This window comes from Clostridioides mangenotii TR (genome assembly GCF_000498755.1).
Classification (GTDB): Bacteria; Bacillota; Clostridia; order Peptostreptococcales; family Peptostreptococcaceae; genus Metaclostridioides; species Metaclostridioides mangenotii_A.
Genome location: NZ_AXUS01000037.1, coordinates 1 through 13689 on the forward strand (window position 1 = coordinate 1; position 13689 = coordinate 13689).

The 13689-nt window shown below is 29.7% G+C and carries 14 protein-coding genes and 1 pseudogene; 9 read left to right on the forward strand and 6 right to left on the reverse strand.

Translation table 11 applies throughout. The annotated features are described in order from the left end of the window. Positions 1-223 precede the first annotated feature (223 nt). Both T473_RS0114320 and T473_RS0114325 read right to left on the reverse strand, forming a co-directional pair. The gene (locus T473_RS0114320) at positions 224-1744 is read right to left on the reverse strand and encodes a recombinase family protein (protein ID WP_024622508.1); all 1521 of its coding nucleotides are present in this window, start codon (positions 1742-1744) and stop codon (positions 224-226) included. A 195-nt stretch (positions 1745-1939) separates the two neighbouring features. Continuing rightward, positions 1940-2131 carry a ferredoxin gene (locus T473_RS0114325; RefSeq protein ID WP_024622509.1) on the reverse strand — a complete coding sequence of 64 codons (192 nt, stop codon included), beginning with the start codon at positions 2129-2131 and terminating at the stop codon, positions 1940-1942. A gap of 236 nt (positions 2132-2367) precedes the next feature. Here T473_RS0114325 and T473_RS0114330 point away from each other — a divergent pair, with 236 nt between their 5' ends. Continuing rightward, the gene (locus T473_RS0114330) at positions 2368-2568 is read left to right on the forward strand and encodes a hypothetical protein (RefSeq protein ID WP_024622510.1); all 201 of its coding nucleotides are present in this window, start codon (positions 2368-2370) and stop codon (positions 2566-2568) included. Positions 2569-3521: 953 nt separating this feature from the next. Next, positions 3522-4208: a DUF2786 domain-containing protein gene (locus T473_RS0114345; RefSeq protein ID WP_024622512.1), complete on the forward strand. Its 687-nt coding sequence runs from the start codon at positions 3522-3524 to the stop codon at positions 4206-4208. A 131-nt stretch (positions 4209-4339) separates the two neighbouring features. Here the strand turns inward: T473_RS0114345 and T473_RS0114350 are convergent, their stop codons facing one another. Further along, positions 4340-4990 carry a VanZ family protein gene (locus T473_RS0114350; protein WP_024622513.1) on the reverse strand — a complete coding sequence of 217 codons (651 nt, stop codon included), beginning with the start codon at positions 4988-4990 and terminating at the stop codon, positions 4340-4342. 144 nt (positions 4991-5134) lie between these two features. Then, entirely contained in the window at positions 5135-5311 is a 177-nt protein-coding gene (locus T473_RS17910) for a hypothetical protein (protein WP_330369522.1), read from the reverse strand. Between the two features lie 315 nt (positions 5312-5626). On the opposite strand from T473_RS17910, the gene sufC reads away from it, so the two are divergent. The 5 genes from sufC to sufU are packed head-to-tail and all read left to right on the forward strand — an operon-like array spanning position 5627 to position 10517. Continuing rightward, positions 5627-6412, forward strand: a complete 786-nt coding sequence (gene sufC, locus T473_RS0114360; RefSeq protein ID WP_024622514.1) for a Fe-S cluster assembly ATPase SufC — start codon at positions 5627-5629, stop codon at positions 6410-6412. Beyond that, a complete protein-coding gene (sufB, locus tag T473_RS0114365; RefSeq protein WP_024622515.1) occupies positions 6399-7805 on the forward strand; it encodes a Fe-S cluster assembly protein SufB in 1407 nt (468 codons plus the stop codon). The genes sufC and sufB overlap by 14 nt, the downstream gene beginning before the upstream one ends. Before the next feature lie 11 nt (positions 7806-7816). Further along, entirely contained in the window at positions 7817-8875 is a 1059-nt protein-coding gene (locus T473_RS0114370; RefSeq protein ID WP_024622516.1) for a SufB/SufD family protein, read from the forward strand. Then, complete coding sequence (locus T473_RS0114375; protein ID WP_024622517.1) at positions 8876-10099, forward strand: cysteine desulfurase; 1224 nt, start codon at positions 8876-8878, stop codon at positions 10097-10099. It abuts the gene before it with no gap. Next, positions 10089-10517, forward strand: a complete 429-nt coding sequence (gene sufU, locus T473_RS0114380) for a Fe-S cluster assembly sulfur transfer protein SufU (protein ID WP_024622518.1) — start codon at positions 10089-10091, stop codon at positions 10515-10517. The genes T473_RS0114375 and sufU overlap by 11 nt, the downstream gene beginning before the upstream one ends. Positions 10518-10660: 143 nt before the next feature. Here the strand turns inward: sufU and T473_RS0114385 are convergent, their stop codons facing one another. Then, a complete protein-coding gene (locus T473_RS0114385) occupies positions 10661-12187 on the reverse strand; it encodes a recombinase family protein (RefSeq protein ID WP_024622519.1) in 1527 nt (508 codons plus the stop codon). A 217-nt stretch (positions 12188-12404) separates the two neighbouring features. Between T473_RS0114385 and T473_RS0114390 the strand changes: the two genes are divergently transcribed. Both T473_RS0114390 and T473_RS19910 read left to right on the forward strand, forming a co-directional pair. Further along, complete coding sequence (locus tag T473_RS0114390) at positions 12405-12587, forward strand: hypothetical protein (RefSeq protein WP_024622520.1); 183 nt, start codon at positions 12405-12407, stop codon at positions 12585-12587. A gap of 682 nt (positions 12588-13269) precedes the next feature. Next, positions 13270-13425, forward strand: a complete 156-nt coding sequence (locus tag T473_RS19910; RefSeq protein WP_416387005.1) for a hypothetical protein — start codon at positions 13270-13272, stop codon at positions 13423-13425. 59 nt (positions 13426-13484) lie between these two features. Here the strand turns inward: T473_RS19910 and T473_RS0114400 are convergent. Then, a pseudogene (locus T473_RS0114400) lies at positions 13485-13689 on the reverse strand (ABC transporter substrate-binding protein); the annotation flags it as partial.

Here is a 13689-nt window from a genome sequence, read left to right on the forward strand (position 1 = left end):
ATCACCTACCTTATATATTATTGTAAGTGATATAAGACATCAATGTATTAAGATTTTCTTAAGAAAAAGTTATCTATTAATAAAGATCAATATTACAAATTTATGTATTTTGGTATTAAATAATAGTTTATATTTCTATATTCAATATAAAGTATCATTTCGGTGTTTCATACTAAGCGAAGTACTAAAAGGTATTTCGCCTAGATAGAAACTATTGAAAATACTACTCTTCAGATATTTTTAATTCTATATGTAATTCAAAATCATCAAGCCTTTGATCTTTACTCTTTTGGTATGTAGCATATTTTACAACTGATTTTAATAATTTGTTTTTTTCTACTATTGATTCAGTGACAGGGTACAATTCTAATATTTCTCTATTCCCTATTGCAATTACATTGTTGTCTTTATCCATATTTTTTAATCTTGATTTTACGATTTCTATATTTTTATTATTTTGAATTATTTCATTTTTTATGTATTGTGACCTTACTAAAAAAGTATCTTCATCGTAGATACCTCTTTCAAAAAACTTAAATAATTTATTTCTCTGTTTAGATAATTCTTTTAGTTCATTTTCGAGGTCGAGCAGTGCCTTTTTATTTAACTCCTTTTCATAATTAACGTTGTAACTACTAATATCTTCCTTTTCAGTTTTTATTTTATACAAATTTAATGAAGATCGTAGAGAGTCGAAGAAGGATTCTTCAATATATACAAACTTTGAACCCTTATTTCCACATTTGCTTGAACATATCAATTGTGTCGCTCTGTCTTTATTAGGACGGTAGGAAAGGTATTTACCGCATAATTTACACTTGATAATACCAGAGAATGGGTTTTTAAGTTCGTTTTTATGACCTACATGACCTTTAGTTTTTATTATTTTTTGTGCCTGGTTCCAGGCTTCTTCTGATATTATAGGTTCATGTTTACCTTTTACAAGTATCCTATTTTTACTATCGTTGTTTTTAACTGTTCGCTTGCCTGTTGTGTCCTTTATTTTACTATAAGTTTTCTTTTTTCTCTCAATATAGCCACAGTAAATCTTGTTATTTATAATGTTTCTTACAGCAGATCCATACCAATCACAACCTGTATATGTTTTTATGCCTCTGTTATTAAGGTAATCAGATATTTTTGTACTTCCCATATTTTCATTTATATACAAATCAAATACTAATCTAACTATATCGGCTTGATCATTTGGAACTAATATACGTTCTCTTTTATCCGTATAAAAAATATCGTAACCATAGGGTGGAAGTCTGTAAAGGTAGTTTCCATCTTCAATGCTTTTAATTAATCCACGTTGCATACGTCTTGTTATCAACTTCAATTCCTTACGCGCCATAAAAGCTTCAAACTCAGAATATTCTTCGTCAAACTCATCCAATAAATCATAGGTCTTTCTTGGAGTTATAATCTTCGTATCGCTTTCTTTGAAGGTTTCAAGTATAATTCCTTGGTCTTTCATATCTCCACGTCCCAAACGATCGATATCCATTACAAGTACAGCATCGTATTTATTGGATTCAACCTCTTTTAAAAGTTCAATCATTTTTGGCCTATGTATTATCGATTCACCAGATACTAGTTCTTCTTTTATTTCAACTACATTTAATTTCATTTCTCTTGATAAATCTAGTAGAGTAGATTTGTGTTTATTAAGTGTTTCGAATTCACCTGTTTTTTCGGCTTCTAAGTCAGCCCGAGACTTACGCAAGTATAATGCTACATTCATCAGTATCACTCCTAAATGTTCTCTATATTAATTATACTGATATGTATTTGTTATTATTACTAGATGTAATTTAGAATATAATAACTAAACGGCAGCTTTGAAATCAAAGCAACCGTTTAGTTTTGTTTTAGGAATAACATGCGAGATTGCATTCATAGCATAAAATTATCTATAAACACTAACTCATTTAACAATTTATTCAACTACTATTGCATTTACGGGACAACTATTCTCAGCTTCTTTAGCTGTATCAACTAAATCCTTTCCGATTTCCTTATCGCTTGCCACTGCTTTATCTGAGGAATCATCCATAGAAAAAATTTCTGGACAAATAGATGGACATAATCCACAACCAATACACAAATCTTTATCGACTTTAGCGTTCATATTAAATCCTCCTTTATATTTATTTGAATTATTTTATTACCTATTTACCGGTTTATTTAAAATCTCCGATTCTTTTATTCTTGACATTTACACTAAAAAAATACTTAATAACTTAATGTTTTTTATTTAAGGAGATGTAGAAATTATCAAAATTTATTGAAATTGAGGTAGTTGAATTATTTTTAAGTAATAGGACAAATTTCAATAAACATAAACCATAGTAGGGGGTGATTCACATGGCAGCAGAACTAATCGGACGCAATGTAGAAGCACAGGATGGTACAAGGTGGGATAGACTGTACAAAGTTGGAAATAGTAAAATCTATATAAACTATGCAAGAAACTCTAAAGAGGAAAATGATAAAGTACTTGAGGATATTAAACAGGTGCATATAGATATATTAAGGGGTATTGCTGCTAGAGAAAATGAAGATTAGACTTGTGATGAACTAGTCTAATCTTCATTTTTAGGAGTGATATTATCCATTATAAATAAGTAAATTGATAGAAATAAGAGTATTGCACTTAAAACACCTGGAAAAAACGTTGCAAATTTTGATATCGATGGTAAAGTTTCTATCCAACTATTGCCAAGTGATACAAAAACGGTATCTGGATTTTCTAATACATAGATTAATTTGCTTAGTAAAATTGTTATTGGCAGAAATAATAGTGATATTATGCTTATTGTTAAAAATAGCATTGAAAGATACTTACATGATTTGGTATTAAATTTCAAACTTTTTATAATTATCCCTCCGATATTATTTAATTGTGTTGCTAACTATACAACGAATGAAAATATAATTAACACTTTAAAATTTTAAAAAGTGATTAAAGTAAGTAAAATTAGTAATATAATTAATTGTAACGTACTTTAAAACAAAAGAATAGTGGTTATATTATGTAGCTGCTGTTGTAATAGAATATATGAAAAAGTTAGGGAAATAAAAAAGTTATAATCTGTGTTTTAGGGGAAGTACTTCTTTCAATGAATCTTGCAACACCAGAACAAGTTTATGCAGATACAGATATAATTTGTAACAAACAAAGGTGGAACAAAGTCAAGAAATAGTAATTTCAGATATATCATTCAAACTATGGGATATGAATTGGGCTCCGAGGGTAGCCTTAATTTAATACTGAAGTACAGTAATTTATTAAGCAATATCTTAATTTAATATGTGAATTTCTAAAAGGTAGAGATTAGTTTCTCTACCTTTTATTTTTGCTTAACTATAGATAGGATAGAAAGAATTTTATGAAAGGATTAAGTTTAATAAAAAGTATGATAATATGGTTTATGGAGTTATAATATATAACAAAATATAAGTCTATAAATAATAAAACTAGTTTATCAGCATAAAAAATAATAGAGGTAGAAATTAAAATGAATAAAAAAATAATTGAAAAAATACAAAAGCTATTAAGTCTAAGTGAAAGCAGCAATGAGAATGAAGCAAGAGTAGCGATGCTAAAGGCTCAAGAGTTATTAGCAAAGCATAAATTATCCATTCAAGAAGTAAAAGATATCGAAGTTAATAATAGTAAAATAAAATATCATAAAAGCAGTACTACCTTTACTAAAGCAAAGTGGAAAGGAAAATTATCATCAATAATAGCTGAAAACTTTGGTTGCTATATGTATTTTTCATCATGCAGGACAAATACAATAGTTTTCTTTGGTAGAGAAGAGGACATAATAGTGTGTAATTTAGTATTTGACTATGCTTTAGATTGTATTTCTTCGAGTGTAAAAAGAATACAAAATAAATATAAAAAAGATGGTTTAAGTGTAAAAGGATTAGAAAATGATTATGCACTAGGTTTTATTAAAGGCTTAACTAAACAATTTGATGAACAAAAAGAGAATAACCAAGAGTGGGGATTAGCTTTGGTTAAAGATGAAGAAGTAGTTAATGCTTTTGAAAACATAAAATTTGATGGAAAAGTAAAGGCTGTACTTAAATTCTCTGGTCATGCAGAAGTAGCTTTGATGGGTGAAGAAGAAGGAAAGAGGTTTAGTATTTCAGACAGGATCTCAAGAGAAGATGAAGAAGTATTAAAAATAAATTAATATAAAGTAAAAATATCTTAAAGTAATAAATTCTATTCAGAAACAGAAGATAAGCCTAGAATGTACTGTGGCTTATCTCAAGTATAAATGCTATCAATTAAAGTACTTCATATATTCTCAGCAGGACTACATTATAGAATTTTTGTGCAAAATGCTATAATTACATATAAATAGGCTTCTTGATTTAAGATTATAGAGAATTTTTTATTATAAACTATGCCAGGAATTTTATCATTCAAAGCAGAATATCTAGTACAAAATAACTTAAATATTAAGTAGCCAAAAACAGTCCCTATTGTGTTCATCATTAGATCATCTATATCGGATACCTTCCAATTAAACAATTGGCTAAACTCTATTGAAAATGATAAAAATAGACCAAATAAACTAGTTTTCCATATAGACTCATATTTTTTCCATATAAAAGGCAATAAAAATCCAAGAGGCATAAAAAGTATTATATTTTCGATATATGTTAAAACTCCACTTCCTATCCAACGCAATGGAATAATATTAATTTGATCTTGTTGGAAATTTAAGCCATTAGAAGTTAAAACTCCGTATTTCAATACAACTTGTACAGATGGAATGCCTGTAAATCCAAACATTAAAATTATAATATACAAAAATAATGATACCGATATAATGTGTAGCCTGTTAATCTGTATATACTCCTTTAAAGCTTTATGTCTTATTAATATTTGAAATGGAATGAGGAAAATTAAGCCAAATAGAAATAAAATTAACGAATCTTTAATATGACTTAAAATTGAAAATATCATAAAATCACCTACCTTATATATTATTGTAAGTGATATAAGACATCAATGTATTAAGATTTTCTTAAGAAAAAGTTATCTATTAATAAAGATCAATATTACAAATTTATGTATTTTGGTATTAAATAATAGTTTATATTTCTATATTCAATATAAAGTATCATTTCGGTGTTTCATACTAAGCGAAGTACTAAAAGGTATTTCTCCGGAATCTTTACCTATAGATGCAACTATATATCCACTACCTTCTTTTTCCATAGTAGTAGCAGTAGGTTCAAATGCTGTTGTATAGTCAGCTTCACCACCTACAAATGCACCAGCCATTACACCGAATTGATTATCAGTTTGTTTGTAACATTAAGGAATTAGATTCAAATATAAAAAATGACCTCCTATAGTTAAATATAAATAACTATAGGAGGTCATTTTTATAATATAGACTTTATTTTAAAGTCTTAAAGTTGTATTTGTGTTTTTTATTTTACTTAACTTATTTTATAGAGGTTATTAATATCCGCTAAAAAATATTTTCAGATAAAAAAATTTATAAAAAATCTTATTGACAACTATTATCAAAAAGAGTATTCTAAAGTTAAATCCGAGTGTTTTAGTAGGAATTAAAAAAGGAGGAGTATATATATGAATCGTAGATTATTAAATATAGATAATGTTTATGCCAGTATAGAGGGAAAGAGTATCTTAAATGGTTTAAATATTCAAGTTAACAAAGGTGAAATACACGTTATAATGGGTCCTAATGGAGCTGGAAAATCAACTCTAGCTAATGTATTAATGGGGCATCCGAAATACAAGTTAGATAGTGGATGTATACTGTTTGATGGAGAATTAATTGATGAATTAAAGGTAGATGAAAGAGCTAAAAAAGGAATATTCCTATCATTTCAGAATCCAGAAGAAGTAAATGGAGTAACTGTAGAGAATTTTCTCCGTACAGCGGTAACATCTCAAAAGGGTAAGGCACCAAAAATTTTAGCATTTAATAAAGATCTTAAAAAGCAAATGGAAGAATTAAAGATGAATCAAGAATTATCTAAACGATACTTAAATGTTGGATTTTCAGGCGGAGAGAAAAAGAAAAATGAAATTCTTCAGCTTTTAACTTTGCAACCTAAACTGGCAATTCTAGATGAGACGGATTCTGGGCTTGATGTAGATGCTTTGAAAGTTGTATCAAACGGAGTGAACTTATATGCTAACTCAGATAATGGCGTCATTATTATAACACATAACAAGAGAATACTAGAAAATATTAAAGTCGACTATGTTCATGTATTGAAAGCAGGTAAAATAGTCGCTACAGGACCTAGATATTTAGCAGATGACATTGAAACTAATGGATATGAAAAGTTTTTAGAATCATCTGATGAAAGTAAAGAAGGAGGAGACGATCATGGCCGAAGATAAAACATATGTCGAAGATATTGATCGCGGTATCTATGATATTAAAAACGAAGATACATACTCTTTTAAAGCTGATAAAGGTCTAGATGAAAAAATCATTGTAGAAATTTCAGAAGGTAAGAATGAAGTGGACTGGATGAGAGAGTTTAGACTTAAATCATTAAAAACTTATGAAGAATTAGACTTACCTCCATGGGGTCCAGATCTAAGTGAATTAGATATGAGTCAAATTGTTACATACGTAAGACCAAAGGTAGATATGAAAGAAGATTGGAATGAAGTTCCTGAAGATATTAAACAGACATTTGATTTGTTAGGAATTCCGGAAGCAGAGAAAGCTTCTCTTTCTGGAGTCGGTGCACAGTACGATTCAGAAGTCGTATATCACTCTATTAAGAGTGAATTAGTAGAACAAGGCGTTATCTATACAGATATGGAAACAGCCGTAAGAGAACATGAAGATATAGTAAAGAAATACTTTATGAAAGCAGTACCTCCAAATGATCACAAGTTTGCTGCATTACATGGAGCAGTGTGGTCAGGAGGATCATTCGTCTATGTTCCAGAAGGTGTTCATGTTGATATTCCTTTACAATCGTATTTTAGATTGAATTCACCAGGAGCTGGACAGTTTGAGCATACTCTTATCATCGTAGAAAAAGGTGCATCTCTACATTTTATAGAAGGATGTTCTGCGCCAAAATACAATGTAACCAACCTTCATGCAGGATGTGTTGAGCTATTTGTAAAAGAAGGGGCCAGCCTTAGATATTCAACTATAGAAAACTGGTCAAGAAATATGCTCAATTTAAATACTAAAAGAGCTATTGTTGAGAAAGACGGAAAAATAGAGTGGGTGTCGGGATCTTTTGGATCTAAGGTATCTATGCTCTATCCGATGAGTGTTTTAAAAGGAGATAATTCTACATCAGAATTTACAGGTATTACTTTTGCGGGAAAAGGACAGGTACTTGATACAGGGGCAAAAGTAGTACATATAGGTAAAAACACTTCTTCTAATGTCAACTCAAAATCTATCTGTAAAGATGGAGGGGTTGCCAATTACAGAGGTGTGGTTAAAATCGGTCCAAAGGCTAAGAATGCTAAAGCAAATGTATCTTGCGAATCCTTAATGTTAGATGATGAATCTAGATCAGATACTATCCCAGTAATAGATATAATGAATGATAAAGTAGATATTGGTCATGAGGCTAAGATAGGAAAAATAAGTGACGAATCTATTTTCTACTTGATGACTAGAGGACTTAGTGAAGACGAAGCTAGAGCAATGATAGTAAGAGGATTTGCAGAACCAGTTGCAAAAGAACTACCTTTGGAATATGCAGTAGAAATGAATCAATTAATCCAGCTAGAGCTAAAAGGTGCTATCGGATAGGAGGATAAGAAATGGCGAATACATTAAAAAAAATAAATGAATCCCCAGTATCCACTTACAGATGGCTGGGAGTAAACGAATGTAATATTGAAAATAGAGACTTCTATGAAAAGAAGAGTCAAATAAATAGAAGTATAAAAAATAAAGGCAATGTTGTATTTTCAGAGGAACTTCTAGGAGTTGAAACTCAAATTCTACCTTCTCAGATTCCAATGGGTGAATCTTTTAGAAGTTATATCGATGAAAAAACTAATAATGTACAAGTTATTAATGTAAAAGAAGATACTAAAGAGCCAATGGTATTTGAATACAACTTAGATAAGGAAACTTATATTGAACGAGAGAAATTTATTTTAGAAGAAGGGGTTAATGGAACCTTCGTATTTGTTCAAAAAGGTGTAGGAACTCACTTAGGAATTAGAGAGATTCATGCAAAACAAGGGTCAACAGGAAAGATAATTAAGGTCAATTTCTTGGGAAAAGATTCTCTTGATGTATTTGAAACAATTGTAAAAGCGGAGAAGGGCTCTAAAATAGAGATTATTCATATTAATTTGGGATCAGATGTTACTGTTGATAATCTGAATATGCATTTAGAGGAAGAAGCTGAAGGTAGTATAACAGGTATGTATTTAGCTGGAAATAAGGACCAATTGGACATGAACTATTATCTAGAGCACGTAGGTAAAAATAGCAGCGGCGATATAGATGTCAAAGGAGTTTTAGATGGAGAAGCTCAAAAAATATTTAGAGGAACTATCGACTTTAAAAAAGGTGCTAAAAAAGCCAGTGGTCGAGAGCATGAAGAAGTAATGCTTTTATCTGATAAAGTTAGAAATAGGGCTATTCCTTTGATTCTATGTACAGAAGATGATGTATATGGAGAGCATTCGGCTTCATGTGGAAGGATCGATGAAGATAAACTATTTTACTTAATGAGTAGAGGGCTTTCTTTAGAAGAAAGTAAGAAAATGATGATAGAGGGTAATTTCAACCCTATTTTAGATAAAATAGAAGACCAATCATTAGTAGATGAAATAAAATCTGTTATACAAAGGAGAGTGTTGTAAATGAGAAATTATAAAAAAGATTTTCCTATCCTAATGGAATCAGAAAATCAGACAAAACTCGTATATTTAGACAATGCCGCAACTACACAAAAGCCAACATATGTAACTGATGCTATCTTAGACTATTACAATGGCTATAATGCAAATCCACATAGAGGATCATACAGTATATCTGTTAAGGCTACAGAAGCCATGGAAAATGTGAGAAGTAAGGTTAAATCTTTTCTGAAAATAGAAGATAAAACGGGAGAAGTTATTTTTACTAAAAATGCAACAGAGGCTTTAAATTTAGTTTCTCAAAGCTATGGAAGAAGTTTTGTAGAAAAAGGCGATGAAATTCTTATTTCTATACAAGAGCATCACTCTAATTTAGTTACATGGCAACAAGTTGCAAAAGAAAAAGGTGCAACATTAAAATATATTTATCTAAATGAAGACGGCACTATAGATATAAAGGATTTTCTCAACAAGATATCAGAAAAAACAAAGGTAGTTGCTATTACACAAGTTTCTAATGTTTTAGGATTCATAAATCCTATAGAAGAAGTCCTAAAAATAAGTAAAGAATACGGTGCAATTACTGTTGTAGATGGAACACAGGCAGTTCCACATATGAGTGTTGACTTAAGTAAACTAGACCCAGATTTCTACGTATTTTCTGGACATAAACTATTAGCTCCAATGGGTGTAGGAGTCTTATATGGAAGAAGAGAACATTTAAACAAAATGCCACCATTTCTTTATGGCGGAGATATGATTGAATATGTAGAAGAGCAGAGCACAGAGTTTGCAGCTATACCATCTAAATTCGAAGCTGGGACACAAAATGTAGAAGCGATCATTGGACTTGGAGCTGCAATTGACTATTTAGAAAGAATTGGAATGGAAGAAGTACGATCTCACGAACAAAAACTCACAACTTATGCTATTAAACAGTTGCAGAAGCTACCTTATATTAAAATTGTAGGCAGTGAAAATGAGAAGCGAATTGGTGTAATACCTTTTGAAGTTTTAGATGTACATCCTCATGATGTGGCATCGATTCTTGATCAGGACGGTATTTGTATCAGAGCTGGAAGTCACTGTGCACAGCCACTTTTAAATCATATGGGGTATAGAGCTGTATGCAGAGCATCCTTTTATATATACAATACGACAGAAGAAATTGATTATTTTGTTGATAAACTACAAGGGGTAAGAAGGTGTTTAGGATATGAATCTTAATGAAATATACACAGAACTTATTATGGAGCACAATGCCAATAAAGAAAATAAAAGAAGTTTAGAGCATGCGGATGTGTGGAAAAGAGGTCACAATCCAAGTTGTGGTGACGATATTATCTTAGAGATTGCTTTAGAGGGGGATACAATTAAGGATGTATCATACACAGGTAGCGGATGTGCAATTTCACAAGCATCTACATCCATGATGATAGATCTAATAAAAGGAAAATCAAAACAAGAAGCATTAAATCTAGTAGATACTTTTCTAAAAATGATAAAAAGAGAAATAACAGAGGAAGATCAATTAGAAGAGCTAGAAGACGCTATGGCACTTAAAAACATTTCAATCATGCCTGCAAGAGTTAAATGTGCAGTACTGGCATGGCATACATTAAAAGATGCAGTAGAAGAGAATTAGTTAAAAGCTTTGTGAATAAGACTTATTATAGCAGCATTATTTGACGACCTGAAGAAATTAATCTGGCAGTGGTTTTGAAACATTCAATTCCACTGCTTTTTTATGTGTACTTTTATTTATACTAATGTTTGGATTTTTTTATTTTACTGATAGGGTAGTTTTGGATAAAGTACTATATCAAAGTCATACTCATCACGTTTTTTATGGTTTTTGGTATAAGTAACTCTATCTAAGACTGTTTTTAGTAATTTATTTTTTTCTTCAATAGTAGATATGGCGTAATTATCAAGAAGGTATTCAAGAGAAGGTAAAAATTTAATTTTTGCTTGATTTTTTTCTGTTTCTTTATTAATTTCATTCTTTATATGCTTAATAGAATCATTTATAGTATCAATCCTATTACTTATATTTTTTGACCTATTTAAATAAGTATCAATATCGTAGATACGTTTTTCTAGAAAATCATGTAAACCATCTTTTTGTTTAGCGAGTTCATCGAGTTCTTTTTCTAGATTAGATAATATTTTATTATAATCTTTTATGGCTGTCGAATTGTTATTTTTTATATCATTCTCAGAAATATCAATTTTATATCCAACAAGCCATCGTTCTAAAGACTCAATAATAGTTTTTTCCAGAATATCTAATTTAGTACTTCTATTTAAACAATTTGAGCAGACCATATATTTTGTATATATATTGGTTCCATCTTTCTGCTTAGAAGTAGAACTCTTTGCAATCAATGTATAACCACATAAACTGCATTTAACAATACCAGCTAAAGGGTTAGTAAGAACATTATTTGGAGTAGATGAAATACTCCTTTTAGACCTTATACTATTGCATTTATTCCAAAGATCTTCAGATACAATAGGTTCATGAATTCCTTTTGCTATAATCCAGCTATCCTTTTCAGTTTTAGAACTCTTGGAACCTTTTCTTTTAGTAGTATTCCAAGAAATATAGCCACAATAGACTTTATTTTTAATAATATCTCTTATTAATTTATCATAAAAAGTTCTTCCTGTTGTAGTTTTATAGCCTAGTGAATTTAGATAACTAGCAATTTTATTAGCGCCATTACCATCGCTATACAAATTGTATATAATTTTTACAATTTCAGATTTTTCATCATCTACAACAAGATACCTATCTTTGTTTTGATATTTAATTTTATACCCATAGGGCGGGTTTGTAGCTACAAACTTACCTTCTTCAATAGACTTTATTCTACCTCTTTGCATCCTTCTAGTAATCAATTTTAGTTCTTTACGAGCCATAAATGCTTCAAACTCAGAATATTCTTCATCAAACTCATTACTCAGATCATAGATTTTTCTAGGAGTTATTATTTTAGTATTACTTTCTTTAAATGTATCTAAGATAAGTCCTTGGTCCTGCATATTTCCACGCCCCAAGCGATCTATATCCATAACTAAAACGGCATCAAATAAGCCGTTCTTAACCTCATTTAACAATTCCATCATTTTAGGTCTGTTAACGAGACTTTCGCCACTCACAAGTTCTTCTTTAATTTCAACTATATTTAAATTTTTATCTCTAGCAATATTTAAAAGAGTAGATTTATGTCTGTCAAGAGTTTCAAATTCACCATTCTTTTCAGCCTCTATGTCTGCACGTGACTTTCGCAAGTATATTGCCACATTCATTTGTATACCCCCCTTAAACATGTCTATAGTAATTATATGGTTGAGAGAAAATTATTATCACTATAGAGAAAACATAGGACAAAAGTCAATATGTATAAAAAAAGTACTAGCTTTATATTAAAAAGATATGATGTTCAATTGATGAAACAGGATTATCTGAAACAAAGTAATAGGACAATTTTATATAGTCATACAATCAAGTAGGGGGTGGGTGAGAATGGAATATGATGTAAAATATAAGTACAACTCTGGAAAGACAATAGTTCATATTGTTTCACCGGAGCGCATATTAAAAAGAAAAATGACTCAAATGGAGATACAATATATACTTGATGATGTGAAGAAATTGAAAATTGAGCGCTTAAAACGTATATCTTTACAATCTTGTGAAATAGATTAAAATAAAGTAAGAGTTGGTAGCGAAATTCGAATTGAGTTCAATTTTTTGGACATTTTTTGAAAATTTAAATAGAGGACTTTTTATATTGTAGACTTATTGGTATTTTATAAATAGATAGTTTATACAGTATATTAAAGAAGAAAGTAAAAGAGTAACTTAAATGAAGTGAAACCTAAAAGTTTAACATTTGGGTCTCAGTACATAAACGATACTCTTTTACTTTGGTAATTTATATGTTCGTTCATTTTATAGTTTAATCTCTACATTTATTATTACAACGGCAACATGATGAACAGCAATTACATCTGCTACATATACGAGATCTTGAAAATCTTCTTCTACATCTGCTACATCGTACACATCTTTTACTTAAAATAAAAAATAATCTATCCATTTATACACATCCCTTAGAGATTATTAGAATATTAATATTCTTATAGTATTGTATTAAAATTAAATATATTTGTTACACGATTTTTGTAAATTCTACATAATATAACAAAAATATATGTTTTTATATATATTAAAAGAGTATTTACTTGTTACTTTTGTATTTTTATGTATAATTTACATAACATTATAGTTATTTTTAGTTTAGTTGATAAATATAGAACAATAAAGGAATGAAAATATTATGGAATAGTTTTTTAGGGTTAATTCTGGTAGCAGAGGAAATATATCTATTGTACCAACTCTTATTGGATATTCAACAGGAGGTATAAAAACTGTAGTTTATGTTTTGATTATAATTTGCATAATACATATGCTGGAATCATATATTTTATATCCAAAGTTAATGAGTAAGAAAATGAACTTCCAATATTCTTTACTTTTATAATATTAATTTTTTCAGAACATTTCTTTGGAGTTTTGGGTTTGATATTAGGAAAAAACGTGTTATAAATAAACGCCGAATTGTATATCAGTTCTTACATTTACGTTGTCAGCATCAGTGTTTTCACCAAGAGTAAGCCCTTTTTGTTTTAATACATATTCAAAAGTCATAAGTGGCATTCCACCTTTTCTACCACCTAATACCTCTTTACCTTTGAGATCTTCGTACTTAAAATCAAGCATTTTTTCTCTAGCAATTAAGAAACTT

Excerpts from the sequence above, each read along its gene's own strand:
- T473_RS0114345 (WP_024622512.1), top strand. The coding sequence starts at position 3,522 with ATGAATAAAAAAATAATTGAAAAAATACAAAAGCTATTAAGTCTAAGT.
- T473_RS0114385 (WP_024622519.1), bottom strand. The coding sequence starts at position 12,187 with ATGAATGTGGCAATATACTTGCGAAAGTCACGTGCAGACATAGAGGCT.
- T473_RS0114330 (WP_024622510.1), top strand. The coding sequence starts at position 2,368 with ATGGCAGCAGAACTAATCGGACGCAATGTAGAAGCACAGGATGGTACA.
- T473_RS17910 (WP_330369522.1), bottom strand. The coding sequence starts at position 5,311 with ATGGCTGGTGCATTTGTAGGTGGTGAAGCTGACTATACAACAGCATTT.
- sufC (WP_024622514.1), top strand. The coding sequence starts at position 5,627 with ATGAATCGTAGATTATTAAATATAGATAATGTTTATGCCAGTATAGAG.
- T473_RS0114325 (WP_024622509.1), bottom strand. The coding sequence starts at position 2,131 with ATGAACGCTAAAGTCGATAAAGATTTGTGTATTGGTTGTGGATTATGT.
- sufU (WP_024622518.1), top strand. The coding sequence starts at position 10,089 with ATGAATCTTAATGAAATATACACAGAACTTATTATGGAGCACAATGCC.
- T473_RS0114350 (WP_024622513.1), bottom strand. The coding sequence starts at position 4,990 with ATGATATTTTCAATTTTAAGTCATATTAAAGATTCGTTAATTTTATTT.
- T473_RS0114320 (WP_024622508.1), bottom strand. The coding sequence starts at position 1,744 with ATGAATGTAGCATTATACTTGCGTAAGTCTCGGGCTGACTTAGAAGCC.
- T473_RS0114375 (WP_024622517.1), top strand. The coding sequence starts at position 8,876 with ATGAGAAATTATAAAAAAGATTTTCCTATCCTAATGGAATCAGAAAAT.
- T473_RS0114370 (WP_024622516.1), top strand. The coding sequence starts at position 7,817 with ATGGCGAATACATTAAAAAAAATAAATGAATCCCCAGTATCCACTTAC.
- T473_RS0114390 (WP_024622520.1), top strand. The coding sequence starts at position 12,405 with ATGGAATATGATGTAAAATATAAGTACAACTCTGGAAAGACAATAGTT.
- sufB (WP_024622515.1), top strand. The coding sequence starts at position 6,399 with ATGGCCGAAGATAAAACATATGTCGAAGATATTGATCGCGGTATCTAT.